At 40.7% G+C, this 26,031-nt stretch carries 30 protein-coding genes; 11 read left to right on the top strand and 19 right to left on the bottom strand.

Annotation, left to right across the window (positions count from 1 at the left end):
• The first annotated feature begins 36 nt into the window (after positions 1-36).
• From MLE17_RS10205 to MLE17_RS10190, 4 genes are all read left to right on the top strand, one after another.
• Positions 37-411, top strand: coding sequence for a YbbC/YhhH family protein (locus MLE17_RS10205; protein WP_243348694.1), 375 nt, complete (start codon positions 37-39; stop codon positions 409-411).
• A gap of 45 nt (positions 412-456) precedes the next feature.
• A complete protein-coding gene (locus tag MLE17_RS10200; protein WP_243348693.1) occupies positions 457-1,152 on the top strand; it encodes an RNA polymerase sigma factor in 696 nt (231 codons plus the stop codon).
• 44 nt (positions 1,153-1,196) lie between these two features.
• The gene (locus MLE17_RS10195; RefSeq protein ID WP_243348692.1) at positions 1,197-1,628 is read left to right on the top strand and encodes a DUF3795 domain-containing protein; all 432 of its coding nucleotides are present in this window, start codon (positions 1,197-1,199) and stop codon (positions 1,626-1,628) included.
• 306 nt (positions 1,629-1,934) lie between these two features.
• Positions 1,935-2,294, top strand: coding sequence for a hypothetical protein (locus MLE17_RS10190; protein WP_243348691.1), 360 nt, complete (start codon positions 1,935-1,937; stop codon positions 2,292-2,294).
• A 186-nt stretch (positions 2,295-2,480) separates the two neighbouring features.
• Here MLE17_RS10190 and MLE17_RS10185 read toward each other — a convergent pair whose 3' ends face one another.
• The 5 genes from MLE17_RS10185 to tnpA form a co-directional block, all read right to left on the bottom strand.
• A complete protein-coding gene (locus MLE17_RS10185) occupies positions 2,481-3,107 on the bottom strand; it encodes a Crp/Fnr family transcriptional regulator (RefSeq protein WP_243348690.1) in 627 nt (208 codons plus the stop codon).
• Between the two features lie 168 nt (positions 3,108-3,275).
• Positions 3,276-3,647: a hypothetical protein gene (locus tag MLE17_RS10180; protein WP_243348689.1), complete on the bottom strand. Its 372-nt coding sequence runs from the start codon at positions 3,645-3,647 to the stop codon at positions 3,276-3,278.
• Positions 3,648-3,671: 24 nt separating this feature from the next.
• Complete coding sequence (locus tag MLE17_RS10175) at positions 3,672-3,824, bottom strand: hypothetical protein (protein WP_243348688.1); 153 nt, start codon at positions 3,822-3,824, stop codon at positions 3,672-3,674.
• A 60-nt stretch (positions 3,825-3,884) separates the two neighbouring features.
• Positions 3,885-4,007 carry a hypothetical protein gene (locus tag MLE17_RS18865; protein WP_262920310.1) on the bottom strand — a complete coding sequence of 41 codons (123 nt, stop codon included), beginning with the start codon at positions 4,005-4,007 and terminating at the stop codon, positions 3,885-3,887.
• 224 nt (positions 4,008-4,231) lie between these two features.
• On the bottom strand, positions 4,232-4,693 hold the full coding sequence (gene tnpA / locus MLE17_RS10170; RefSeq protein ID WP_243348687.1) for an IS200/IS605 family transposase: 462 nt from the start codon (positions 4,691-4,693) through the stop codon (positions 4,232-4,234).
• Positions 4,694-5,046: 353 nt separating this feature from the next.
• Here tnpA and MLE17_RS10165 point away from each other — a divergent pair, with 353 nt between their 5' ends.
• Positions 5,047-6,117: an amidohydrolase family protein gene (locus tag MLE17_RS10165; protein ID WP_243348686.1), complete on the top strand. Its 1,071-nt coding sequence runs from the start codon at positions 5,047-5,049 to the stop codon at positions 6,115-6,117.
• A gap of 82 nt (positions 6,118-6,199) precedes the next feature.
• Here MLE17_RS10165 and MLE17_RS10160 read toward each other — a convergent pair whose 3' ends face one another.
• The 11 genes from MLE17_RS10160 to MLE17_RS10110 form a co-directional block, all read right to left on the bottom strand.
• A complete protein-coding gene (locus MLE17_RS10160; protein WP_243348685.1) occupies positions 6,200-8,209 on the bottom strand; it encodes a hypothetical protein in 2,010 nt (669 codons plus the stop codon).
• Positions 8,206-9,342, bottom strand: coding sequence for a S8 family peptidase (locus tag MLE17_RS10155; RefSeq protein ID WP_243348684.1), 1,137 nt, complete (start codon positions 9,340-9,342; stop codon positions 8,206-8,208). Before MLE17_RS10155 ends, MLE17_RS10160 begins: the two co-directional genes overlap by 4 nt.
• Positions 9,342-10,457 carry a hypothetical protein gene (locus tag MLE17_RS10150; protein WP_243348683.1) on the bottom strand — a complete coding sequence of 372 codons (1,116 nt, stop codon included), beginning with the start codon at positions 10,455-10,457 and terminating at the stop codon, positions 9,342-9,344. The genes MLE17_RS10155 and MLE17_RS10150 overlap by 1 nt, the downstream gene beginning before the upstream one ends.
• A gap of 58 nt (positions 10,458-10,515) precedes the next feature.
• Complete coding sequence (locus MLE17_RS10145) at positions 10,516-11,238, bottom strand: N-acetylmuramoyl-L-alanine amidase (protein WP_243348682.1); 723 nt, start codon at positions 11,236-11,238, stop codon at positions 10,516-10,518.
• Between the two features lie 70 nt (positions 11,239-11,308).
• A complete protein-coding gene (locus MLE17_RS10140; protein WP_243348681.1) occupies positions 11,309-12,226 on the bottom strand; it encodes a hypothetical protein in 918 nt (305 codons plus the stop codon).
• 75 nt (positions 12,227-12,301) lie between these two features.
• Entirely contained in the window at positions 12,302-13,792 is a 1,491-nt protein-coding gene (locus MLE17_RS10135) for an alpha-amylase (protein ID WP_243348680.1), read from the bottom strand.
• A gap of 137 nt (positions 13,793-13,929) precedes the next feature.
• Positions 13,930-14,850, bottom strand: a complete 921-nt coding sequence (locus MLE17_RS10130) for a hypothetical protein (protein ID WP_243348679.1) — start codon at positions 14,848-14,850, stop codon at positions 13,930-13,932.
• A 48-nt stretch (positions 14,851-14,898) separates the two neighbouring features.
• The gene (locus MLE17_RS10125) at positions 14,899-15,498 is read right to left on the bottom strand and encodes a hypothetical protein (protein ID WP_243348678.1); all 600 of its coding nucleotides are present in this window, start codon (positions 15,496-15,498) and stop codon (positions 14,899-14,901) included.
• Between the two features lie 47 nt (positions 15,499-15,545).
• Positions 15,546-16,451 (bottom strand): C1 family peptidase, encoded by a 906-nt coding sequence (locus tag MLE17_RS10120; protein ID WP_243348677.1) that lies wholly within the window; start codon positions 16,449-16,451, stop codon positions 15,546-15,548.
• Between the two features lie 57 nt (positions 16,452-16,508).
• On the bottom strand, positions 16,509-17,093 hold the full coding sequence (locus MLE17_RS10115; RefSeq protein WP_243348676.1) for a hypothetical protein: 585 nt from the start codon (positions 17,091-17,093) through the stop codon (positions 16,509-16,511).
• A 76-nt stretch (positions 17,094-17,169) separates the two neighbouring features.
• A complete protein-coding gene (locus MLE17_RS10110; protein ID WP_243348675.1) occupies positions 17,170-18,144 on the bottom strand; it encodes an alpha/beta hydrolase in 975 nt (324 codons plus the stop codon).
• Positions 18,145-18,378: 234 nt separating this feature from the next.
• Here MLE17_RS10110 and MLE17_RS10105 point away from each other — a divergent pair, with 234 nt between their 5' ends.
• Positions 18,379-19,086 (top strand): LuxR C-terminal-related transcriptional regulator, encoded by a 708-nt coding sequence (locus MLE17_RS10105; RefSeq protein ID WP_243348674.1) that lies wholly within the window; start codon positions 18,379-18,381, stop codon positions 19,084-19,086.
• 622 nt (positions 19,087-19,708) lie between these two features.
• Here MLE17_RS10105 and MLE17_RS10100 read toward each other — a convergent pair.
• The 3 genes from MLE17_RS10100 to MLE17_RS10090 all read right to left on the bottom strand — a co-directional run bounded on the left by MLE17_RS10100 (position 19,709) and on the right by MLE17_RS10090 (position 22,479).
• A complete protein-coding gene (locus MLE17_RS10100) occupies positions 19,709-19,849 on the bottom strand; it encodes a hypothetical protein (protein ID WP_243348673.1) in 141 nt (46 codons plus the stop codon).
• 368 nt (positions 19,850-20,217) lie between these two features.
• Positions 20,218-21,096 (bottom strand): T9SS type A sorting domain-containing protein, encoded by an 879-nt coding sequence (locus MLE17_RS10095; RefSeq protein WP_243348672.1) that lies wholly within the window; start codon positions 21,094-21,096, stop codon positions 20,218-20,220.
• A 258-nt stretch (positions 21,097-21,354) separates the two neighbouring features.
• Positions 21,355-22,479, bottom strand: coding sequence for a DegT/DnrJ/EryC1/StrS family aminotransferase (locus MLE17_RS10090; protein ID WP_243348671.1), 1,125 nt, complete (start codon positions 22,477-22,479; stop codon positions 21,355-21,357).
• Positions 22,480-22,651: 172 nt separating this feature from the next.
• On the opposite strand from MLE17_RS10090, the gene MLE17_RS10085 reads away from it, so the two are divergent.
• The 5 genes from MLE17_RS10085 to def all read left to right on the top strand — a co-directional run bounded on the left by MLE17_RS10085 (position 22,652) and on the right by def (position 26,005).
• Positions 22,652-23,653 (top strand): GNAT family N-acetyltransferase, encoded by a 1,002-nt coding sequence (locus MLE17_RS10085; protein ID WP_243348670.1) that lies wholly within the window; start codon positions 22,652-22,654, stop codon positions 23,651-23,653.
• 163 nt (positions 23,654-23,816) lie between these two features.
• A complete protein-coding gene (locus tag MLE17_RS10080; protein ID WP_243348669.1) occupies positions 23,817-24,197 on the top strand; it encodes an endonuclease domain-containing protein in 381 nt (126 codons plus the stop codon).
• Between the two features lie 152 nt (positions 24,198-24,349).
• A complete protein-coding gene (locus tag MLE17_RS10075) occupies positions 24,350-24,955 on the top strand; it encodes a sugar transferase (protein ID WP_243348668.1) in 606 nt (201 codons plus the stop codon).
• 43 nt (positions 24,956-24,998) lie between these two features.
• Positions 24,999-25,418, top strand: a complete 420-nt coding sequence (gene ruvX / locus MLE17_RS10070) for a Holliday junction resolvase RuvX (RefSeq protein ID WP_243348667.1) — start codon at positions 24,999-25,001, stop codon at positions 25,416-25,418.
• Between the two features lie 29 nt (positions 25,419-25,447).
• The gene (gene def / locus MLE17_RS10065) at positions 25,448-26,005 is read left to right on the top strand and encodes a peptide deformylase (RefSeq protein WP_243348666.1); all 558 of its coding nucleotides are present in this window, start codon (positions 25,448-25,450) and stop codon (positions 26,003-26,005) included.
• The last annotated feature ends 26 nt before the right edge of the window (positions 26,006-26,031 follow it).

Raw genomic sequence — 26,031 nt, 5'->3', positions numbered from 1 at the left:
ATTTTCAACCTTTGTGATAGTATTAATAAACTGACTATGTTACATAAAGACAGCCTGTTTAGGAACTTAACCCAGAACTATAAGAGTATAATGTGGATTTGTATCATTCTTTTGATTATTCTCTTTTTTACAGACAATTTCTTTTTTACAGATAAGCAAAAGGTAAAAAACGATGCTTATTTGATTAGAAATGAAAGTACTGCAGTAAAAATAGCCGAGGCTATTTTATTTGAGCACTATGGGAAAATGAAGATAAATTTGGAGAAGCCATTTTCTATTAGTCTTAAAAGTGATAGTTTATGGTATATAGAAGGGACTTCATATACAACTGGATTTGCAAGTGGTGGTGTATTTCACATTACGTTATCTGCAAGAAACGGAAGAGTAGTTGATATGTATCATGACAAATGATATTCCATATTTAACGGAACATTCACAACGTAAAAGCATCATCTTATGGATATTGACAAAACTCAGTTGGTAAAAGAGTTTGGGCTAAGTGTTTCGAGGTTGGCTCATCGCATGATACATAATCAGGAGTTGGCCAAAGAAGCTGCGCAGGAAGTCTGGGTTGAGATTATCAGAAGCATCGGTTCATTTCAGGGAAACTCAGAGATTTCGACCTGGATTTATTCCGTGGCTAAAAGGACGATATTGAGGTATGCCGAGGCGGAAAGGACCTACACAACGATGGAAATCAATAACCATTTTGAGCTTGAACCGATTGATTGCGACGGAGCAGAGGGTGAAAAGAGGCAATGGGTGAAGGAAAAATGCGATTATTGCCTGACCGCATTTTGCCATTGTCTGAATAACGATGCCCGGTTGATATTCTTGTTTCGGGAGATAGCAGGCTTGCACTATGAGCAAATCGGTCATATTATGAATCTGAAGGAAGAAAATATCAGGCAGATTTTGACCCGTTCACGCGAAAAAGTCAGGCATTTCATGAATAACAATTGCGTGATTTACAATCCTCAGGGCAATTGTAAATGCAGGATTCGGAAACATGTCATGGCCGTAGATCTGGATAAAGAATACAATAACTTATCGAAGGCTGCTGAACTGGTCGCTTTTTATCAGAAATTCGATAAAGAACTTCCTCAAAAAAATTATTGGGAAAAAATAATATCCGAAGTTGTCACAGAATGATGTTTTTCTCCACTAAAGAGGTGTATATCTTTAAAGTGAAAAAAATGGACTACAAAAATCTGACTGCTCCTTGTGGGAGAGATTGTTTCAACTGCTACTTTTATCTGGCATCGAAGGATGTGAAGTACAAATCAGCCCTGGCTGCAAAGCTTGGACTGGAACCTGATAAAGTGGCTTGCCCCGGATGCCGTAACATCAAAGGTGATTGCCAGGTGCTCAGGAATTATGGCTTTTCCGGTAATTGCAAAATCTATCGGTGTGTGACGGAGAAGAAGGTAGAATTTTGCAGTGATTGCACTGATTTTCCGTGCGATTTACTTCATCCTTTAGCGCATGGAGCCGAGCGGTTTCCGCACAATCTGAAAGTATATAACCTTTGCATGATCAGGAAGATGGGATTAGAAAACTGGGCCATTCATCAGGCAAAACCCTCTTTTGACCGCTATTACAATGATAAGCTGGATACCTGTTTGTGATTAAAGGTTAATTTCTTTTCCGCAAAAATTTGCGCTCCCCGTAATCCCTATCATCCTTAATCCACATTTCCATAAACAAAAAACCGTCCGCAACCTCGTGGAAAACCCAGCACCTAGCGGACGGTCGTCTACAGCCTCCTATAAATCCGAAACAGATTTGCCCCATCACCAGATGGGGCAGATTTCTTCTTAAACGGCATGGAACACTGCTATCAAACATAAATAATTGAAGCCTTTAGGCCTTTGTTGTAAAGAGAATGCATTTATCTTTGTATTTAGAATCAAACCAAATAATACCAAGGAATAATGAATGCTGTTCTAACTCCTTCTATTCGATTTGCGAAATTTATTACCAGGGATAACGATGCGAGTGTAATTATTGCAAATGTCAGATTTATCACGAATAGGAAACATCCTAAATTTGGAATGTGTCACATCTTTACGGATGATCCTGATCATACTTTATCTTCTCATCCGCTGTACGATGCATTGTATATGACTGAGGAAAGTGCCCGTAAGGTGTTGTCAGATAATGGCTTTGTAGAAGTGTGTCCTGATTTTAATGCGCACGATATTGATCACCTGAAATTAGTGAGGGATTACTTGCCTGATGAGTGGATTGAGTGTTTTAATTCCTGGTCGAAGCAACTCAGGGCAACTCCTTAATCTCAAGCAATAGAGAGACCTTTTTTACTCAGAATAACCGCTCTGCTCAGATTGGAGTAATTAGAGGGAAATATTTACGATACAAAAAACAGAAAGCCTTCCAGATCACTATTTTATGTGAAGGAAGGCTTTTCCTATCTGTGAAAATCCGTGTTGCACAGCATCCGTGTCATCCGCGTGCCAGACTTATCCCACCAATGTAATCTTATTCCGTCCCAATTTTACTATACCTTCCTCCTCCATCTGCTTGAGCAGGCGGGAGACTACCACGCGGGCAGTTCCCAATTCGTTAGCCAGAAGTTCGTGAGTAACGGTGATGGTGTTGTTATCCGTGAGGCTGCATTTAGTCTTAATCAGGGAGAGCAGTCGCTCGTCCACTTTCTTAAAGGCAAGGGAGTTGACAATCTCCAGCAGCTCTTCGAAGCGTTTGTGGTAGAGGCGGAAGATGTATTCGAGCCACTCGGGAAACTCCTTGATGAGCGGCACCATTTTACTGGCGGGGATGAAAAGTATCTCGGTATCTTCTTCGGCAATTGCCTTGATCTTGGAGGTATCATTGTACATGCCTCCGAGAAATGACATGATACAACTTTCGCCCGCTTTGATGTAGTAAAGCAGGATTTCACGTCCCTCGTCATCGGTTCGCAGCACCTTGATGTTGCCGTATGATACGATGGGGATAGCCTTGACATAGGCATTCTCGCGTTGGATCACATCACCGGCTTTGAAGACTTTGGGGATGCTGTACTCTTCCAGCCGTTTACGGATCTCGGGTGAAGTGCGGAATTCGATGATGTCGTGTAGCGCTTGCATGATTATTTCCTTTTTTTTGTAAGGTAAAGATAGCGGATTTTGAAAGACCGGTCTTCAAAATGCAAATACAAATGCACTAACCTTTGATTAGATTCCATTTGTTTTGTCTATGATAATATGATTTGTAGTCACTTTTCAATAGATTCCTATTTGCAGAATTGCAACATGTTAGATAGTCAATAATAGTCCCAGGTAGGAGGTGAAGACATTGCCGTTGATCAAGCTGTGACCCGCCGAAAAAATCAGGTGAACTTTGGTACTTGTATTGAATGACCCTCCGATATTAAATGCTATAATGGGTTTTTCACCAATCTCATCTGTCGAATGATAATAGAGTTCACCTCCCAGCATCAGAGCGGTAGAGAAGTCATATTGTATTTCCCAGCCCGAGAAGATATAATTCCGGTTACCTTCTCCCGGATTGATCCAGTATCCCATCCCTCCGTAAGTGGTTAATTTATCCCACGATTTTTGTGCCCAGACCGGGATGAAGATTTTAGGCTTCCCGTTGCTGAAGGTTTCATTTTTTATCGTTGACACTTCAATGATCGGAAAGATTCCTACCTATGGACGTGAATCGGTCTCCTGCAGGAAACGGTATTTGACACCCACTTCGGTCTCTGTATATCCGAAAGAGGCTTTCTGATGCGGTACGGTCGTGTAATTCACCGGCATCAGCAAGTGTATCTGCACATCAGGTATCAGGCCATAATTCACTTCGAAATGAGGCGATGTTCCCGACCATACTCCCTGATGGTAGTTGTTTACAGTAGAAACTTAATATTCCCAATCCTTGTATTCAACCGGCTCCGGATCATCGGTATTGAAAGGCGGACCGGCGTAGCTTTTTTGCGTACTGAGCAGGGCTAACAGGTTGGATATTATCAGTAGTTTTCGCATAGTGTTATTTGTAATTGGTTCTTGGTTCTACAAATAACAGCATTGATGGAAGAGTTGTTTTGTTTGCGTGGAAATATTGTCTTTTGGCGAACGTTAACATACAACGGATTAAAATCCGTTGCTACAATATCGGTCGCACCTACGGCGCTTTGCCGTACGGTGAAGTGCCGTAGGCACGATCGATGTTGTAGGCAAATTGGGCAATCATTCGCGGGAATATGAATTCAAATTAAGTCTTCAAAAATATATTCTTCATCGTAGTCCACCTCGTAAGTCTCCAGAAAGTCCAGATATTCCTCCCGGAAGCTCTGATGGTGATGATGTTCCTCTTGATGTTCGATATAATGATAAACCGTATCTACTTCTGATCTGCAATATGAGAATGCGCCATATCCTTCCTGCCATTCAAATCGGTAATCCAGTATGCTGCTTTCGTTGATCCATTTGGATGACTTTGCTTTGGCATTTTTCATCACATCGGACAGCGAGACGGAAGGCTTCAATCCAAACAGACAATGTACATGATCCTCCACACCGTTGACAATAAGTGTTTTGCAGCCGGTCTCATTGATCAGGTTGCCAATTACAGCCATCAATTCTTTCTTCCAGTTTTCGGCGATGACAGCATCGCGGTATTTCACTGCGAAAACGGCCTGAATGTAGATTTTGTGATAGGTATTTGCCATGATAAATGGGGGATATGTCGATTTGTGTGGTATGGATGAAAATTGTTCTTATAACACTTGTCATAACGGATTGTTTTCAACGGATTAAATTGCCTAACGGAGAACGTTGTTTCCGTTGCTACAATATCGGTCGCACCTACTGCGCTTTGTTGTACGGTGAAGTGCCGTAGGCACGGTCGATGTTGTAGTGCAGGATTTTAATCCTGGGTAGATTTGTATGTGAATAGAGAATGGATGCGAAAAAACATATTTAAGAAGGGATTTGTTTTTATACAAACCTGATTCGATTTATATCAGTATAAATTCATTAGGCTCTTCCTTCAGTTTTTTTATCACATTAATCTATTAGCCTTATGTATTACAACTGCCATATCCACACTTTCCTGAACGTGGACGTTCCGGAGAAGTTTCTTCCTCTTTCATTGGTACGTTTTCTGGCCTCCAAAGAAAGGAGCCGGTTTTTGGCCAGAATCCTGCATCATATCAATCCTTTCACGGATAATGATTTATTTGATCGTTATGCCAGGTTTCTGATGACTGGTGGTTTGGATTCGCAACGATCGGTTTTAGCTAAATGTGCCGCATATTATCCAGATGGTATAAAGTTTGTCATCTTACCTATGGATATGGCCTACATGGAGGCCGGGAGAGTGCCGCGGCCTTACGATGTGCAGATTGCTGAGTTGGCGGATCTGGCCAGTGAGAATCAGGCAGTCATTCCTTTCTTTCATGTTGACCCGAGACGCCCCGGTGTATTTGATATGTTCAAGAAAGCGGTGGAGAAGGATGGTTTCAGAGGACTAAAGATTTATCCTCCATTAGGCTATTTCCCTTATGATGACCGGTTATATCCGATTTATAAATATTGCCAGACAAATCATATTCCGGTGATATCGCATTGCAGTCCTTATAATGCCGTGCATTACCGGGGATGCAAGCATGAGCTATTGAAGATGCTCTCCAAATCCAGGATTCCTCTTCCTGATCTGAAAGGTAAGAGCAAGAAGGAGCTGTGTTCTTGTTTCTCCGATCCCCGCAACTGGACTCCTGTGTTGGAGGATTTCCCCTCGCTAAAAATTTGCATTGCGCACTTTGGCTCTAACTATTATCTGGATCAATACCTGGATGATCCCGGACAAGCTGATAACTGGTTTGTCATCATTAAGAAAATGCTCAGCGATTATCCCAATCTTTATACGGATATATCCTATACGCTGAATGATACGGATTATTTCTCGGTATTGAAAATTCTTCTTACTGATAAAGACCTGAAGCACAAGATTCTTTTTGGTTCGGATTACTACATGGTGCAGACTGAAGCGCAGGAACGCCGCTTCTCAATGGATCTTCGTGCTTTTCTGGGGGAAGAAAATTTTAATCTGATAGCGATGGAGAATCCGAAGAGGTTTTTAGGGGAGAGGTAGTTTTGTTTATCAATCTATGAACTGCACCCCCAATTTAGATATTACATTTGGGGTGCAGTTCAAAATAGAAGCAGTTCTTTGCTTATCGGGATTTGTTATACAAATTCAAAATAGGGATATCTACACAAAGTGATACACTAAATCTTGAATATTTATTATTATACTCATTTTGAGTAGAAGTGACTTTTCTCAATAAAGGTCCAACCTGATATCCAACATTTATAGAGATCGGGCACTTTGGAAGTCCAATCGAATAAAAAATTCCCGGCGAAATGATATCTTTTAACTGAATCTTTGGCGCTAAACCTACACTGTCATTTGACGTGTCAAACCTAAATGCAGCGAGAGTTCCAATATCAATAACCGAAAAAAATATTGATGACGACATTCTTGCTTTGGAACCAAACGGAAATGAATGACCCATACTTGCTGCGAAGCCGATTGGTGCAGATATTCCATAACTATTCCAGTTTTTAAATCTAAAGTTCACCTCCCGATGTCCGTTATCCACATCTTTAATCTTTTCATAACCCCAATAACCTCCGCAATATGCATTCAACGACACATTAAAGTTGCTCTCTCTTTTCACCCTTGAAGAACCGGCTGGCAATGCAACAGCTTCAATTGCGGCGGCTACCTCATCACTATTTTCAGCTTTAGCAACAGTAGCTGCAAACGTTCCATATTTGACTAAAAAAGATGAGAGCTGCTGCATCTTTTCCAGCTCCCTCTTTTCATTTTCTAGCTCTTTTATTATTTCTTTCTTTACTTTCTTTTTAATCGTATCATTTAGAGCTTTAATGCTATCGTCTATCTCCTGGATTTGCTGATTTATATGCTTAGAATTCAAATCAGAAAAGTAACTGCTTAGTTCCACAATTGCCGAGGTATATTGTTTTTCATAGATGTCAACGTACATATTTCCCACACTATGTGCCGCTTTGAAATAGGATTGATCAATTTTATTATTAATTGAAGGCAATTGATTTACATATTCAAGCAGACTAACCGTAGCGTCATATAGACTATAATAGTCCTGATAGGTTGGCTTATCTTTTCCGGCAATCTGCTTTTCTTTGATTGCATTAAAATAGTAATTTGCATTATTTGCTTTTGAAATCAACGCATTTAAATAAGATGTATTCTTTTGAATCTCTTTTAGAAACGGTAGAATCGTGTCATTGTTAATCTTCATTTGAGGATCTATTTGCTTAACTTGTTGGTATATTAATCCCAAATAGATATTCAGCAGAACCGGATCTTTATACAGCAACATTACAGAATCCTGACTTAGCCAATAATGACCGGTTTGCCTTGACCGAAGAGACTGAGAAAATAGATCAATTACTCGTAAAGAAGGATACAAATCCGGACTTATTCTATCTAAAGAATTCTTATCTGCTCGCAAAGTGGCATAATTATGCACAATATCGCCCGGATGTTTCCCCTCTCTGAATTCGTTTGTAATGAATAAAGCATTAGATAAAATAGTTTTCACCTCCGGATATTCTGAAAATAACGACTTCATACAATCACTGTTGACCAGTCTCTCCAGATTTGGTAGTAAAAGAGCTAAATCTTTTTGAAACGACTCCCGAAGCAAATCCAGATAAGCCGAATAATTATAAATCTCCCGATCAATTGCTTTTAAAGCATTATAAGTAGCCGGAAATAATATCTCCGCTTGGGGGGTGTTGTCCAATTCTTCTTTAAAACGCTCAAAGAAGGTAATTGATAATTCCTGTTTAGTTCTCTTTACTATAAATTTTGCCATGCCATCGGCAAAGTTGGTGACATCTAGATCGCCAAAGGAACTAATAAACTTATTTATATATGGAGATGGTATGTAAGCATGCAAACATGCCGGATCGAAATAATTCTTTAAGAAATGATTCTGAGTTAATAAATATGCTATTTCATTGTCTGATTTTTCAGGATAATACATATATAATATAGTAAACTGATTTTGCCCAAACTTTTTATTGCTATTCAATGCTTTGCTTAATTCAGTTGCATCATAAAATGCATTTTGTGCAAATGTGTTAGCACCGATTAACAGTAAAAAGATAAGAAAGTAGTTGTTCTTTTTCATATACTTTGATATAAAATATAGGGGTTAATTATTCTATATTGATATCCATCGTTATAACAAAGGGGGGAGTTAATTAGGGCATTGTTAATTTTTGCTGATATATTCTTTTCTCCTTCCTTTTTGAGTTTTGAAACCAACAAAGCTAAAATACCAGAACAAATCGCAGTTGATTGACTGGTCCCAGATTCTATATTCAAATCACCATTAATCCAATAAGATAAAACATTCGTACCTGGACATGTTATTGTCAACTTGGGATTACGATATGAAAACTCTTGAAATACATTATTGAAATCGACTGCTCCAACGGATATTACACCATCTATTATGGCCGGAAAATACCCTCCAATTATAGGCCCATTCAGATTTCTATTCCCAATTGAACAGACTAAAATCTTTCCCTTCTGCAAAGCCTGATTTACAATAGGGATCATATCTGGAATATTTAATAAGCTCCCATTACTTATAGAAATTATATCAATGTTCTGAGGCGATCCTTGTACCAATCCCGCAGCCCATGCAATTCCATTGATCATACTATTAACAGAAGGAGAATTATTTCTATCTGAAATTTTCCCTACATAAAGGTTACTTTTAGGCGCTATTCCAATTGGATTTTCTTTATTTCTTGAAGCAATCAATCCTGCGCAATGAGAACCATGTCCTAGATCATCATCAATTGATATGCTATTGGGGACGAAATTTCGAGCTCTTAATTTCGAATTTAAATTTCCTCCAATTATATCTGAAGAAATTGCACCTAATAAATCCGGACAATTTAAGGCTATGCCGCTATCTAAAATCGCAATCGAAGCGTTCTCTCCAAATTCTTTTTTGTCCCAAATCTTATCTATTTGAAGCAGATAAGGAATTGTTTTAATATTCTTATATTCACCAGCGATTTTAGGTTGAACTTCTTTTGTTTTTTCTATCAAGTTCTCCACCCCGCCACTCCAATAATAATTACCCGCTTCATCCCGATACCAGGTATCGATTCCCTCGTATTTGTCACCCGGGTAGGGCTTATCTTCTACTTCAATTACAGAGCCGGGAGCAAGATATTGAAAGCAGGGGGCATTGACACTTGGCCTGCCCACCCGCACATTCAAATAAACTTTAACTGTGACTTTCATTATCCTTTACGTTCAGGAGTTGATAATTTATCTTCCGGATTCCCTTTGGCACTTCCCGGTTTCGAACTGCTCACTGAACTTCTTAGCTTCATGAGCTTATTCAGCTGGTCAAACCAAAAAGGAGCGCCTAATGAGATGGCAAGTGCCGTGATGAGCCAACCTGCAAGATGATCTAAGATTTCTTTCATGCTAATATCACAAATGCAGTATGATTGATAGCCAAGCCCTAATACTCCGTTCATGTTTGCGATATCGGTTTTTATAAGTGAATCAGCCCGATTGATCAATTTCTCCTGAGTCATAAGTAACGCTTCTGTCAAGGTGTCTTTTATTGCCGTATCTGTACTTTGCACCTTATCCAGATTCGGATGAACCTTTGCAAAAGCATCGGCTTGCGCCACAACTGCTTCACGCAGCTTCGGATCTTTTTTAAGCTTATTGGCAATGGCAATCGAATCAACATTAAAAGAAGCTGCTATAACAAATCCAATGATCAGCGTAATAACCTGAGTCTGTTTTTTATACCAGCCGGTGCAACGTTCCATGGTTTCATCAAACCAAGACTCCAGACTTTTTTTAAATACACTAATTTCGCCATGGGAGTCGACCCAGATCGAATATAGAAATTCAAGTGTTTCATTACTACTATTTTTTATAGAAACTTCTACCCACTTTATTTTTCCATCCTTAAGGGACTCACTAATCATTTTGGAATGATTTTCGCCCGGATCCTGAACTTTCCCTCTTAACAAGTCAATTATTACTTTTGAGAAAGTTTCTTTGGAAATGTAAGAGGGGCGGCTATTGGGTTTGTCTTCTGCCAGGTATTTGACAAGTGGATGGTTGTAAAATGCTGTAGTCAGGTCAGTTGTTTTTTCTTTATCTTTTATTGGTTTGAAAATAAAAAACAACATTTGAAATCGATTAACCATTTGAAATCGATTATTAAATCGATTTCCATCTTCCAACATTCTAATAATAGCCCTCTCCAGTACTTTTGCCCTGAAATGGAAATAACTGGCCAGCAATTCCTGGATCGTAGTAGCTAACAGACTATATAACAGATAGACAAATACTAATCCGATAGCAATGTCCAAAGCAGCTATTCCGCTCATAATTGTTAAGTTTTAAAATTTTATTATTCTCAAAGTACGATGATAATAGAGATTATCGCTACACAACCAGAGAAAGATATCCCGAATGCACCCACTTATCAACCCCAATCTGAAACCATTTACCAATAAATCCAATGGGATGAATGATATCATCTTTATTTAGCTTGCCGACAATAGGGAAAGTAATTCCGTTTCCTTTTCGTATATTCAGTTCAGAAGCAGTAACGATATAAGCTTTCGGAGCGACGGGAATGGGATTAAATACAGCATTCAGAAATTGACCCCAAATGCCATTATCCAGCATCATATACGGGCAATCTTTGCCGGTAATGTCATAGTGGCGATAGATGTCTTTCCTTTCGAGATGATATTTATCGCAGAGGTAACGGATCAGTTCGATGGTATTCTCCCGGGTCTTATAAATATTCCCATCTGAGTTGACGCACATCTCGATGCCAATGGTGTAATAGTTGGGGCTGTCACCATGCGGAACACCTAACTGAGAGTAAATTAGAGGTTCATAAGATTTGGCTCCTACATGATATGCCTCTTCATCATCGGGGATCAGATGAAGGATGGTTTTGTCATCCACCACATAATGAGCTGAGCCATAAACAACATTAGTAGAAGGCTTAGGCCGGTTAAAATATCGGTAATGCATTTCAGCATTGGCTCCTTTGGACATATTAGCTGTCCAGTGCACAACAATACCATTCAGCTTCTTAAGATTCTTTCCGGGCCGATTGTAACCGGTCAGAAGTTTTTCATCAATAGGTAACATAATGGATAAATTTAAGATGAACAATGACTTATGAGGTTAAGAGCAAATTCCAGATAGTTCTTTATCGCAATTATTTTAGCCGTCTAAGCTGGATCTTTGTAGAGTCTATGTATTTGTTTTTCTTACGTTCATTTCCCAGAGATTGAAATGCTTTGGCTATTACTGCGCTCTGTATTGCGCTTTTAGATGCGGTTTTTTCAATACTTTCAATATGCTTGATAGCTTTTGAACGAGCAAAAGTATCGGCAGGGCTTTCTATCGCTTTTTGCAGATCTTCCTTGATTTTGGCCAACTGAATAATTTCATTTGCTTTATCTTCTTTCGGGTTTTCTGAAAGAATAACCGCTGCATTTTCTTTTGCTTCTGTCGTTTTTCCAACTAATAAGTTTCCCTCAGCAACTTTGAGTCTTGTATAGTTATTCCGGGATGAAATCCTTTTCAGGTTGTTCAGATTTTTATTTACATCAGAAATGGCTTGTTGGTTATCGGGATTGATCATCAAGAAATTGATTGCCAGACTGGTTTGTGCAAGCGTTTTCATTTCAATCGCCGGAACATACCCTGGCTCTTTTTGTAATGCTTTGTCTGCATATTTTGTTCCTTCGTCATATTGACCTAAAATTGTTTTTGCTTTTGCTAATTGGGTTAGATTCTTGGAAGAGTAAACAACCGATGGATTTATCTTAGAGATATCATTTTCGAGATCTTGTTTTATCTGAATATTTGATGGATCATTCATTAGCATTCTATTTTCTACTTCAATTTTCCCGAATTTAGTATCAATTGAAATCTTCTTAATTCCGGAGTATCCAATCATTATAATGGAAAAAGCTATAAAAGGAACGAATTTTTTTATATCTCCTCTGATATTGATGAGAACACCTGCTATCATTATAAAGAACAAGAAGCAACCGAAATATAGAAGGATGCTTTCAAAAGGCTTTAATCCATCAATTGTGAGGAAATTGAGATTTATGTTTAGTAGCATGGTCGTTGGTTTTTATTGTGGTAATTTCAATAACTAATAACTTCTTTTATAAAACAATAATTCACATCCTTGCCTTCATTTTTGTTTCACCCATACAGATACCGATTTTTCATTTACCCAAAATTCTCCCCAGCCATCTTTGTTGATTTTGACGGTTTCCGTTCTGTTATTCAGATAATCATGATATTCATTTCCGGCAGAATTCTTTCCCATATACATCCATTTCGAACCGCCACTGCCATTAGTCAATAACACCGCTAATCCTGAGTTTTCATGGTCGTTGTCACCCTCTCTTGTCCATCCGACCATGTTGCTGTGGTCAAAATAATCGTTTTGATTTCCATAAGCATACAGTTTTCGGGCACGAATCATTTCTGTGAGTTTTGGAACAGGAGCTAAGTCGATGTTGAAACCATGATCGGTATAACCGGCTCCATACAGGTCGGGATAAAATACGCAAGGATAGCCTTGCTCGCGCAGTAAGATGATGGCATAGGCAAGGGGCTTGAACCAATAATCGACCCACGACTCAAGTGCCTGACAAGGTTGTGTGTCGTGATTGTCTACAAGTGTAACAGCCTTACACGGATTTATTTGAACAAGCGTATTATTCAAAATACACCTCATGTCATAATAATTGCGTGACGCCTCGTAGAAGTTTTTATGGAGCGGGGCATCGAATAAAGACATACAACCTTTTGTCATTTCGATGTATTTCAATAAATCGTTCACATGATCGGGATTCCAATATTCACCCACTGCAAAAAAGTACTCCTTAAGTTGTTTTCTTAAATATTCGAGCCAATTTCTAAAGAACGAATATTCGATGTGCTTCACAGCGTCGATGCGAAATCCATCGATATCGGTTAGCTCAACGAACCATTTTCCCCATCTCGAAAGTTCAGTCCGCACGGCGGCTGAATTCATGTCAAGATCGTTACACATCAGGTAATCGTAATTTCCATTTTCGTCACCTACCAATTTTTCCCAATCTTTTCCCCGATCTACAAATTTGTAAATGTAAAGCGGATTTCCATAGGGGTCTTTTTCATCCGGATAATTATTGGCATAATCCACGCCATCAAAATGTTCCCAATTCCATTTGAAATCAGAGTATTTATTATTTCTGCCGGGGAAATTGAAAACAGTCCATGCTTCTATCCAATCAGATTCACCAAGGACAAAATTTGCATTTTCCTTTTTTACTCTTACAATCTTCACAAATTCAATATCATCACCTCCCGCTTTTTGATTAAAAACAATATCTCCATAGACCTGCAATCTATTGGCATGAGCTTCTCTAATAGCATGGATTAATTCGTTTTTGGTGCCATATTTGGTGCGGATAGACTCTTTCTGATCGAACTCCCCCAAATCATATAGGTCGTAAATGCTATAGCCAACATCGTTCACTCCAGCACTGCCTTTGTAGGCCGGAGGAGTCCATAATGCCGTGAAGCCCATTTCTGCCAAAGACTTGGCTTTTTCACCTATTTCTTTCCAAAGAATTCCGGTATTGGGGTAATACCAGTGGAAGAATTGAATGATTGTTCCGTTGGTTGCCATAATTGAAGATTAATAAGATGTTTATATATGTGTAATACGAATTGACAGGTAGCTGGATTGTAACGGGACAATCCCAATAAAAGGCTTGCATGATTACTCCCATGGTGATTGGTTTAAAGGATTACGGAAAAATGATGTTACAGAAATGAATTGGAAGTGCTGTGATATTTCTTGCTGAAAACCCCTGAACTGATCAATTCGTCAATCGTTGCCTGAATGGAAACAATCCTCGACTGATAAGTATTGCCGCCTATTTCTAGTAAGTTATGATAAGCTTGCAGATAATTTTTGTTCGTGTCCAAAGCCTGCGAGATCTGAGCGTTATTGCCTCTTCCCTGGTGTCGTATGTCGCAAATAACCTGACAGACGTAATCGGGTACGCCTTCTAAATTGAATTTGTTATGATATTGGATCATATTGTTCTTGTATAGTTCGGTCGCTGTTTCGATCTGTATATCAACATGCGAAGGGTCATTCATCGCCCAATGTACAAAACGGGCAGAGCATATCAGTTCCTGTTTATCCACTTCGTTTAACGAAGGGTTTAGGTAATTCATTAACTCCTGAGTAGAGCTTTCATTTTCCAGTTGAAGCGAGCCATCTTTCCCTTTATAAAAAATATGATTCCCTTTCAATTCCAGTTTTGGAAAATAATCTGAGGCATTGGGCTGGGAGAGAAGTTTTCTGAAAAACCGGACAAAATCCCCATTAGGGACATGAGCTGCATATTGCATAAAGCCAAATGTAAATTGAGCCCTATCATAGGTGTTCAGGCAGCTAAAGCTACCCTTGCTTTCGGCAATTGCAGTCGGATAAATAAAGTATGCCCAGAAACCATATCGGGATACCTGTTTTTGAGGATCATAAACTACTGTTTGTTTAGGATTTTCCAGTCCAATGTAGTTCTTGTAATGGGTTTGGTATCCTACGAAAAACTTTGAATCAGCATTACCGGCAAGAGCTGCATAATGAGCCGTTCTTCCATTTGGCGTTATTTGGCTTGATAATGAAAAGTCGAGTGCCATAGTGTTATATTTCTGTTTTAAATAGGTGGCCATAATTGGCTACCGGTTAATGATATTCAGGGTAGATTCCCGAAGGATGGCCTATAAGTCGTTTTTGTTCAATAAGGTATAGGTGAATTTGTTTCCCAATATCTTTGCCGATTCGTTACACATATCCATAAAATGGTTGAATTGGAATGAATCGGCAAATACCTGGCAACCCGCAGACCATTTATCTACCTGAATCGATCTGCCATTCAGACAGGCCCGATGGATATTGATTCCGAAATTATTATTGGTTTCTTCGCTGCCTGAGTTGTAATCCAACTGTTTATCCCTGTCGTAATCCCGTATAACCGTGAGATTGCCTATCTGTACCAGGGCTTTATATTTACCCTGATGTAATCCCAACTGATGGCTTCCCGGATATTGGCCTTCTTTTAGAATGGCTGTTCCAAGTGGATTGCCGGGATTTTCCAACCAGAATAGACCCGGATCGGTGGTGGCTTCATACTTCACTAAATTCCAGTTACCTTTATACTTCCACATTACTGTTATCCAATCATCGAAGGAGTTTGGTTTGGCGTTAATGCTCCGGATTCCTACGATGTTAAGGTTATAAGGCTTGGTGTCATTTTCAAAAATCTTGTACCCTTTTTTTCGAAGAGCATTTTGAATTTTTTCAAGAGTGATGTCAGTCATAGTTATAATTTATTTTGATCGTGAATGATATTTCCATTTCCGGATTTTCAAATTCCAAATTGTTTGGTATTCACATATTCCATACTCAACAGAGACCAAAAGTCCATTGCCAGTTTGTTTAGCACATATTCGTATGGAAGCCAGCCGTAACCTTTATCGCCCCAACCTGATCCCCATGAATTGCGGATAAGCAGTGCCCCTGTCGTTTCTTTGTTGCATTTGGTGTTTCTAATTTTCTTCTTGTCGTCATAGCCAACTGCGACAATGGCGTGTCCCCATTCCGCTTTTTCTCCTATACAGGGGTAGGGTATTCCACCGATCACATTTGTGTTGTCAAAAGAAGGAAATCCCCAAAAACCAAACATTGAAGGGATTCCGGCGGCAAGATATTGTTTGACAGAGGTTAGTGCAGATGACGGAGGCGTATTTACACCCTGAGGATCATGGCAGAAGTATTTAATAGCCTCATAATTATCTGCTACAGCATAGACAAAAGCGGTAGGTTCATTATCGAAATCTACCACATTGTAGGGCCAGTATTTTTCATCCGGAACACCGCAAAGACAAAGCGCACTCATTACACTTCTTAGCCATGCACCCGAATCCCCCGTTACCTGCATAAGATTGCGGGTGGTTTTATAGAGAAACAGGCGAGATCCTTCGATATGATTGCCAAATGCCTTACTTTCAAAATACTCAATTATCCCGATCCCGGCATGTGCGGAACATGAGCCCAGATTTCCCTGGTCTTCAACAGGAGAACAGTGTTGTCTTAAATCAACCATCGCAGGTAATGAAATGCTTCCGGCTGTTATGCCCAGTAATTTCCCCATCTCTTTAATCTCGGGATGTTCTATGGAATAATCTCGTAAATCAGGTAGTGGAGGTAACCAGCCTGTTCCTACAACCTTATTCGTTTCGGTAAGTACGACTTTTTTATACAATGCATTCATAGTAATACTTTTTAGATAGATTGATGAATTTATGATCGCGATCAGGGGGGGCAGATCTTATTTAGTCTGATGTGTTGAAGCTTTGTTTTCCGGAATTTTAAGCACCGCGTAAGTTCCCGAGCTAATGCCCAAAAGAATTAACTCATTATCTCCAATGGTTGGAATTATTTGGTGAATGGGAGTTGAACTACTTATGTTATTAACTACATTGATGATCATCCATACTCCAAAAGTGAGATTAAAGAGAAGGGCCTGCAAACGATGAATACTCGCTCCGTTCTGATTGGAAATTAAATCGATCAGGAAACCTTCTCCATCGTCATCCTGATGCCGGGTTGGAATATTGTTTTGTCTTATGTCCGAAATGTCGGTGATCCTGGCGCCTACAGTTGTCGCGGCGCTAATGCCCAGGAGTTCTAATGTAGAAGCGGAAAGCTGGAGTATTTCATTGAACCGGAACATTGCCGCAATAATCGCTGAAAGGATGATGATCGACCACCATGCCAACTGTACACGGGCAAAACTCCGTGGTTTTTTTATAGCAGTACTTAGGTCCCTCAATAGGTTGTATTTTATGTCTAAGGTCCAGACGATTGCCAAAAGAATAAGCAATGTGATCCAGTAGATTACTACAAAATTCATGATCGTTTGTGTTTAGGTTGATTAAGAGAAATAATATTATTGCTTGCTTTCTGAGATGAACGAAATAAGAGGGTTGCTACTTAACTATATACTTCGAATCCTTCCCATTTAATACTCGTATAATGTCCTTCACCACATCGGTTGAGGAATAATAGTACCAGTGGTTTAGTTCATTTATTCCGATAGATTGATCGAAATCGTCTTTAGTATGAGTCACATCGATATCGAAGACATCCTTCATATTGTCTGTACTTTTACGCCCGTAGCGTCCTAAACGGTTATTGAAATTTTTGGTGTATTTGGAGATGTCAAGTACCACATCATGCTCATGAAAATAGATATGTACACGATAGCCAATATCAATAAGCTTTTCAAAAGGCTCGTGTGGATCGAAAATTGTATATTCCACATCGGCTGCCACAAGGATAATCTCTCTGAACAACTCATATTTATGGGGTAGGCTTAACAGCATAAACTCCAGCACCTGATTACCCATCGAATGGGCCATCAGATGAATATGTCTTTGACAGGGGGCATTTTCATCTTGTTTAAGAAAGCGATTAAAGAAGATAACCACCTTCTCAAAGCACCTGGCCAACGTTATTCCGGAACGTTGGGCATCATATTGGTCATCGCGGTAATGTAGGGGAATGTCTGGACTTTTAGAAGGCCAGGTGAAAATTACGATATGCTTAATTGGTGAGCCGTCGATTACATATCTTTTGTTTAATCGGTCGAAGCAATCTTTTACATCATTCAGATCTGTGTTAAACCCGTGAATGAAAAACAGCACATCGCCTTTATTGGTAGTCAGTCCATCATATAGTTGTTTGAAGAACCTTGACGATCCTTTCAAATCTGTTGGCTGTAGCTTCTTTATCCCGACATATGAGATTTCCATTTCATTTTCCGGTTCAGGAAATAGGATTAATTTGCCATCTAGATACTCTCCAAAACGAAGATTGTCTCCGGCATGTTCTTTGCCATCGGATCGGATCATTTCCGATGTTCCGACGGTTACGATCTCGCGGTTGGTTATAAAGAGGTTCATGATATAATTATGTTTTATGTTAAAGGTGTCAATAACAAAAAGATCAAACAAACAGAATGAAATACAGCTAAAAATCAAAATGGTCAAAAGAAAAACAGGGTGAAATCGTGTTATATAGAAGTGTGATTGTGGTCTTTGTGTATACTCTTCGGATTCTAAACAAAAATACAACATCCGACCCCCCGAAATCAATACTACCATGGTAGTATTTTTGAACCTTAAATCTCCCTGAACATGAAAGAATCAAATGAAAGTAATCCGGTGAATGGAGCAGCGTTTGAAAGCTTGTTTTATAAGAGTATCGTTATGACTCTTCCGGTTGTGTTGATGGTGAATGAAGTTGTGAATCAAGGGGATATTGCCTCGCTGTGTAATGTCTGGATGAATCCATTCGGGTTAATGTTTCTGGGGTATGGTCAACAAGAGATTACGGGGATGAGGTACGGTTTTTTTCAACAGGTGATTCACCCCGATGACCTGGAGGTATTGCCGGTAAGTCTATTGGTGATGAATGGGGTTCAAGAGGCGGAGCCGGTCTTTGTAGGGATGCACCGCATCCGGCCCAAAGGGCAACAGCAATATCATTGGCTCTTTTGCCATTGCACGGTGATGGATACCTTTGAGGACGGCTCTCCCCGCAGGTTACTCTCCGTGGCCTTCGAGATCACGAAGATCATGCACACCGAAAATCAACTCTTTGCCGCCATGCGGGAGATCAGCCGCCTGAAGCACGGTCTGTGTCACTGCTGCCTTTCAAAGCGCGAAAAGGAAGTACTCCATTTAATCATCAAAGGCAAGACCAACCGGGAGATTGCCGACCAGCTTTTTATCAGTCTGACTACCGCCCGCAAGCATCGCACCAATCTGATTCATAAATTCGGTGTCCGCAATTCCGCCGAGCTGGCCGCTCTCGCTGTGGAGAGCGGGGAGGATGGGGATTGATGTTTCTTTCCTGATTATCTTTTTGTCAGGGTTATTCCCATTTCCAAAACAGTTGTAGTTTCTTTCTACCTTCGCTCTTCCTCCACAGCAATTCCACAGCAACTCCACATATGCTCCACAGTTGTCCGGAACAAATATGAAAAAGGGTGCAATAACAGAACTTTCGGTTTATGACGGTTTTGCTGTCAAAATGTTTTTTGATTGATGCAGGAAGAGGTATAAGTCCGTTAGCGGGTTTCGAAAAGGTGTGTCTATTTGTGCTTCTTCATATGCGGTAGAATGCACACGAACCCACAAACATGACAGCGTCGCAGGCCTGTCATCGTTAAAAGCTCAATGAAAGCAGAATTCCATAATCTGACCAATCACCGTATTCCGTGGTAGAGGCGCGATTTATCGCGACTAAAATATTCGCACCCGTAATATAATCACAATTGTTGGCAGATCCCGTAACTGAACTTCTGTTGGTGTATGTTAGTTATTTAAAATCGATGGGTTGAATTGCCTTTTGGGAGATTTGTTTCTATGCCACAACATCGGTCACAACGGAATAAATTCCGTTCAAAATTGTTCGCACTTATATTCAATGGATTGAAATCCATTGCTACAATATCGGTCGCACCTACGGCGCTTTGCGGTACAGTGAAGTGCCGTAGGCACGACCGATGTTGTAGCCCGTGAATTCATTCACGGGAATAAAATCGAATATTATCGCAATAAAAACAACAACATCCGTCTGGAATCTCACATATAAATCAACCATCAGAAACCCTTCTTATTTCTGATGTAACAACCCGTAGCTTCTTTTCTATAACTAATTCCTGCAAGTATTTATCTCTTGCATCCAGATTTGCATTTGAAATGCCACTGCTCCGTTACTCCTCCGATACTCCTCCGATGCTGCTCCAATACTGCTCCTATACTGTTCGATCAAGGGATATTGGTTGTTTGTGTCGGTTTGGTATTTTATAGGGTGTGTTTGTATTGAATTGTTGCTAAATAATATCTCTTTGTAATGGATTGTAAGTTGCGTATTTCGGGGGTGATGGATTGATTTTTGTGCTTTGATTCCTGAAAGTATTTAAATGCAGGGCGTTTTTATGATTCTTGGCCAGAGTCATATTGCTCCCGTTATTTCACAATCAGGTTGCAGGATGGGTTGCAATGTTCACCGGTTAGGTTCACAGTGTAATATCCGCTATTGAGCTCTTTAGTAATTATACCCACGTTTATCTTATGTTCTCCGGGAGGTAATGAGCCGTTAAAAAGAGTCTTTATCATTCTGCCAGTCAGGTCATAAATCGAAATCCGGATATTATCCGACTGCAAAAGGGTAAATGTGAGTGTCGAAGATGACGTAACAGGATTGGGGGCAATGATTGCTTTTCCAAATATTTCCGGCGTAATTACCCCTGTGGTATTGGACGGTATCACCTTCATATTGTCAGCCATAAAGATAACCCCATAGTCCTGGCAAGTGGGCGGGCGTTTATCGTAGTGGACCACCACACTGTCGAATCCCTGGGTGAAACTGCAGCTCAGCGTATCGACCGGCCATGTTCCCGGATTGGTAGCGGTCATGGTGGCTGTTCCGATTAACGAGCCTTTACTATACGCCGTTACCCGCATGGTGGCGGCATCATCACAGCCCAACTCCTGACATGCGTACATGATGGAGAAATAGGACAGCATCTGATCGAAATGGATATGCAGGTCGGCCAGATAGATGCTGTTGGGGTAGATTACCTGTCCGGCGAATCCCTGAGGTGTAAATCCAAGCGCATTGGCCTCCTGAATGGAAAAGCCCTGTCCAGTTGCAGAAAAGTAGGCGGTAATTCCACCTGCAGTCAGGTTGATCGGTAGTGAAGAATGAAGCGGGGCATTGTCGAAGTCAAACAATATTGTCTGAGCGGACGCATTATTTGCCGTGGATATCACACTTGCTGATAAACACCAAATTATGCAGGTTATCACCAGCGGATTGTGCTTTTGGATACTGGAGGTTTTCATAGCCGAATGGATTAAGGTAATGTATATGGCATTGGCCTGTTTTTGACATTTTGATATTTCCATACCTCAGGGAAACAACCGTTTCAGAGCTGTTGATGCTCCACGTATCCTCCACGTATGGTCCACGTACACTCTACGTATGCTCCGTGGAGAGGATAAAGTGTTAAAACTGTAGAGACATCTTCCTTTGTGCCGGATATTGAGCCTTTTTGCTGTCAAAAAGATATACTGTGAATGTTCCTTCGGAAATGCCCGGTATTATAAAATACTTTTGATCCCTTCGCTCACTTTCTCCACAATAAAATCAAGCTCTTCTGTCATCAGGGCAGAGCCGGAAGGCAGGCATACTCCTCGGTTGAAAATATCTTCCGCCACTTTATCTCCATAATAAGGCGCTTTTTCATGGAGTGGTTGCAGGTGCATCGGCTTCATGGCGCGTCGGGCTTCAATCTTGAATTGTGCCAGATAATCAATCACCTGTTGTGGATCGCCATCATCAAGGAGAAAAGTGGTTAGCCAGAAATTGCTGGAGTAGTCCGACGACGGTTCGGTCTGGAATGTCAGGTTAAACGGGGCGAGTTTCGTCCGATAATATTGGTTTGTGTTGCGGCGTTTGGCAACCCGTTCTTCCAATACCGTCATTTGTCCCCGCCCGATTCCTGCCGAGATATTGCTCATGGCGTAGTTGAATCCCAGTTTCTTGTGTTCGTAAAAGGGGAGCGGTTCTTTAGCCTGCGAGGCGAGAAACTTAGCCTCGGCAAAATCATCGGCATATTTCGCTACCAAAGCACCGCCGCCGGATGTGGTGATGATTTTATTGCCGTTGAACGAAATGGTCCCCAAGTCACCCAGCGTGCCGCATTTTTTTCCTTTGTATGCGGCGCCCAACGCTTCGGCAGCATCTTCAATCAGCGTAATTTCGTATTTTTGAGCGATAGCCGTGATTTTATCGTAATTGGCAGGCATGCCGAAAAGGTCAGTGACGATGATGGCTTTCGGTTTGTTGCCTTTGGCGATGCGGTCGATGATCGCTCGTTCAAGTTGTTCGGGGCAGATATTCCAGGTCTCTTTTTCACTATCAATAAATATAGGAGTAGCATCCTGGTAAAGAATCACATTGGCCGATGCGGCAAAGGTGAGACTTTGGCAGATCACCTCGTCGCCACGGTTGACATTGGCCAGGATCAGGGCCAGGTGAAGGGCTGAAGTGCAGGAGTTTAATGCCAGGGTATGAATGTCACTGTCGAGGAAGTTATTTAATTCTTGCTGAAAGGCTTCGATATTGCTTCCCGCTGTGGTGATCCAGTTGGTCTGAATAGCCTCTTCGATGAACTCTTTTTCTCTTCCGCAAAGGTGCGGGGGGGAGAGGAATATCTGTTTCATATGTCATTAATTATTATAGTTTTGGCTATATATGGTGCCGATAGCTATCGGCATCGCGTTCAATGTTATAATCTTATGAACATTACTTCATGCTCGTTCCATTGAACTTTCTTTTTAAATCGTTGGTTTCTTTAATAAACAGGAGCACAAAGAGAACACAAAATAGAATGATATGCAAATAATCACAGATAAAGCCGGATGGCGGGAAGCAATTACCCGACAGGGAAAGTATGATTTTTACTACACCTACGAGTATCACGCTTTGCATAATAACGGCGAGCCTTTACTTTTTGTTTTTGAAAATGGCGATGAACGGCTCTGTATCCCTTTGCTGATGCGCTCTATAGAAGGGACGCCTTATTACGACCTGACTTCTGTGTATGGATATGCGGGGTGTCTGTACAACACGGATAATCCATCTGAAGCCTTGTTGCAAAAGTTTCGGGATGAGATGACGGAATATCTGATTAATCATGAGGTTATTTCAGTCTTTTCACGATTACATACTTTAATACCCAATGCATCTCTGATTCCTGACGGAATGGGAGAGGTGGTTGCTTTAAACCGGACGGTCTATATCCCTGTGTCGGAGCCGGAGACGTATCAAACCTCATTGTATGCCGATACGCTGAAGAGACAACTGTGTGCGATAGCGAGTAAAGGATTGTCGGTTCGGACAGCCACTTCATTGGATGACTGGATGGCATTTTACAAAATATATACCCGGTCAATGGATGAGAAGCAGGCTCCTGATGAGTACTTTTTCTCGACCTCCTATATGCTCGGGTTAAGGAATGCGACTGAATTTAAGCCTCTTTTATTGTTGGCAGAATATGAAGGTGAAGTAGTAGCCGGGGCATTGTTTGTGGTTTGCGGAGAAATCATGCAATATCACCTGGGGGGTGTTTTGCCGGAATTCCGGGATTTGTCTCCTTTGAAACTTTTGATTGATAGAGCCCGGCATCTGGCCTCCGGGATGAAGCTCAGGTATCTGCATTTGGGCGGTGGGAATGGAGCTGTTGATAATGGCTTGTTTCAGTTTAAATCCCGTTTCTCCCATCATTTTTCCACATTCCATATCTGGAAATGGATTGTGGACGAGGATATTTACGAGCATTTATCGGAAGGATTGGCTGAAGGACGGTTTCCGAGGTATCGGAATATGATGGGGTGAGATATTGTAGTGCCCCCTGGGTGGTCAATAATAGGTCTGGTGCAATGAAATTACAGGCTGATCTTGCTCTTTGTTTTTACCCCTAATCCCCTGAAGGGGACTTTTGCTGAGTGCGGAGTTGGGATTTAACTGCTATTTAGTCGCATGTTTAATTGTTTCGAATATGATTATAAAGAAAGAAGCTTCGATGTTTTATAATGCAAAACCTGAGCTTTATGAGAAAGCAAAGGTTTTACGAAATAAAATGACACCGGCTGAGGTCGTATTATGGGATAGAATAAGAAATAATCAACTTGGGGTGCGGTTTAAACCCCAACATCCCATAGATATTTTCATCGCTGATTTTTACTGTCACAAATTTAAGTTGGTGATTGAGATTGATGGAGAGATTCATAATAGTCAAACAGAATATGATATTGGTCGGACTGCAGAAATGGAGTCTTATGGAATAACCGTAATACGTTTTACTAATGATGAAATATTCAATGAATTAGAGCGTGTTATGGGTGAAATTCGAAAGTGCATAACAGAACTAACTTCGTGAAGGTTAAGTCTGAATATTGTTAAGAGGAAGACTTTAAAGGGTTACTACTGCTGCAAAAAGTCCCCTTCAGGGGATTTAGGGGTGAAAATGGCAACGATATTTAATAACTATATGAGTTTTTCAAACCTTGGGTATTTAGGGGTAAAAGATTTATGTATAAACACTATATCAAACGCATTCTTGATGTAATAATCAGCACCCTGCTGATTATCCTCCTCTTTCCGCTAATATCACTATTATGCGTCGTCATTCTAATTGATATAAGGGAATGGCCCATTTACAGTGAATGGCGGGCCGGTTTTCATGAGCGTTTATTCCTTATATTAAAGCTAAAAACCATGAAGACCAATCCCTCCTTACCCGAACGTTACCGTATTACCCCGATGGGAGCATTTCTGCGAAAATATTCCCTGGACGAGTTGCCCCAGTTGTGGAATGTGCTGGCCGGAAGCATGAGTCTGGTAGGCCCGCGTCCCTTAAAAGTCAAATATCTTCCCTTTTATACCTCTACCGAAAAGCTCCGTCACTCTGTTCGCCCAGGTATTACCGGTTTGGCTCAAGTGTCAGGGCGAAACTATTTAGGATGGAATGAACGGCTCAATTATGATGTTGAATATGTGCGGCATTTAAATTTTAAGCTAGATTTAAGCTTGCTCTTGCGTACTGTCTTAATAGTCCTGAAGGCCGAGAATGTCTCTGTTTTACCCGAAGATGCTGAAACTGAACTCGATGAGGAGCGAAGTCAGCTTATGTCCTGATGAGTTTTAATTGCAGATTATTTACTATCTTTGCAGCCTGATTATGGGTAGAATAATTTCCATTGATTATGGCCGCAAACGCACCGGACTGGCTGTTACAGATACGTTGCAGTTGATTGCCAACGGCTTAGGTACGGTGCAAAGTAGCCAGTTGATCCCTTTTTTGAAGAGTTATATCGAAAAAGAGCCGGTCGAACTGTTTGTTGTCGGATTGCCGAAGCAGATGAATAATCAGCCGTCGGAGAGCATGAAGTATATTGAGCCTTTTGTTAATACCTTAAAGAAAACGTTTCCTCATATACCTGTTGAGATGGTAGATGAGCGATTTACTTCCGTATTGGCGCAACAGGCTATGATCACCGGTGGCATGAAAAAGAAAGACCGTCAGGATAAAGCCAAAGTGGACGAAATCAGCGCCACTATCATCCTGCAAAGCTACCTGGAGAACAGAAGATTCAGATAATACTAGTTACAAATTTAATATTCAGCACATTGATACTTCCTGTATATTTGTATGGTCAACCCGTTTTGCGAAAAGTCGGGGAAGATATTACGCCTGATTATCCGGGTCTGGATAAATTGATCAAAGATATGTACGAAACCATGTACCATGCCGATGGCGTGGGACTGGCCGCTCCTCAGATCGGATTACCCATCCGCCTGTTTGTCATTGATCTCGATGTTATGAGTGAAGAGTTTCCTGAATACAAGGATCGTCAGCTCACTATGATAAACGCTCAGATTGTGGAGCGTGAAGGAGAGGATGTTTCTCGTGAAGAGGGTTGTCTAAGCCTACCGGGAATCCACGAAAATGTGACCCGTAAGGATAAAATCCGTATCAAATATTGTGACGAGAAGTTTGTGGAACACGAAGAAGAGTTTGACGGATTTGCGGCACGGGTTATCCAGCACGAATATGACCACATTGACGGAAAGATGTTTATTGATCACATCTCCCTGATTCGGAAACAATTGATTAAAGGAAAATTGAACGCCATTCTGGCCGGAAAAGCCAGAACCAGCTATAGAGTTGCTCAACAGCGACGCTAATAACCAAACAATCTTTCTAATAACTT

It is taken from the genome of Parabacteroides sp. FAFU027 (assembly GCF_022808675.1).
In the GTDB taxonomy this organism is placed as follows: Bacteria; Bacteroidota; Bacteroidia; order Bacteroidales; family UBA7332; genus CAXXIC01.
The sequence above is the reverse complement of the archived record's forward strand: the minus strand, read 5'-3'. Positions and strand labels throughout refer to the sequence as shown.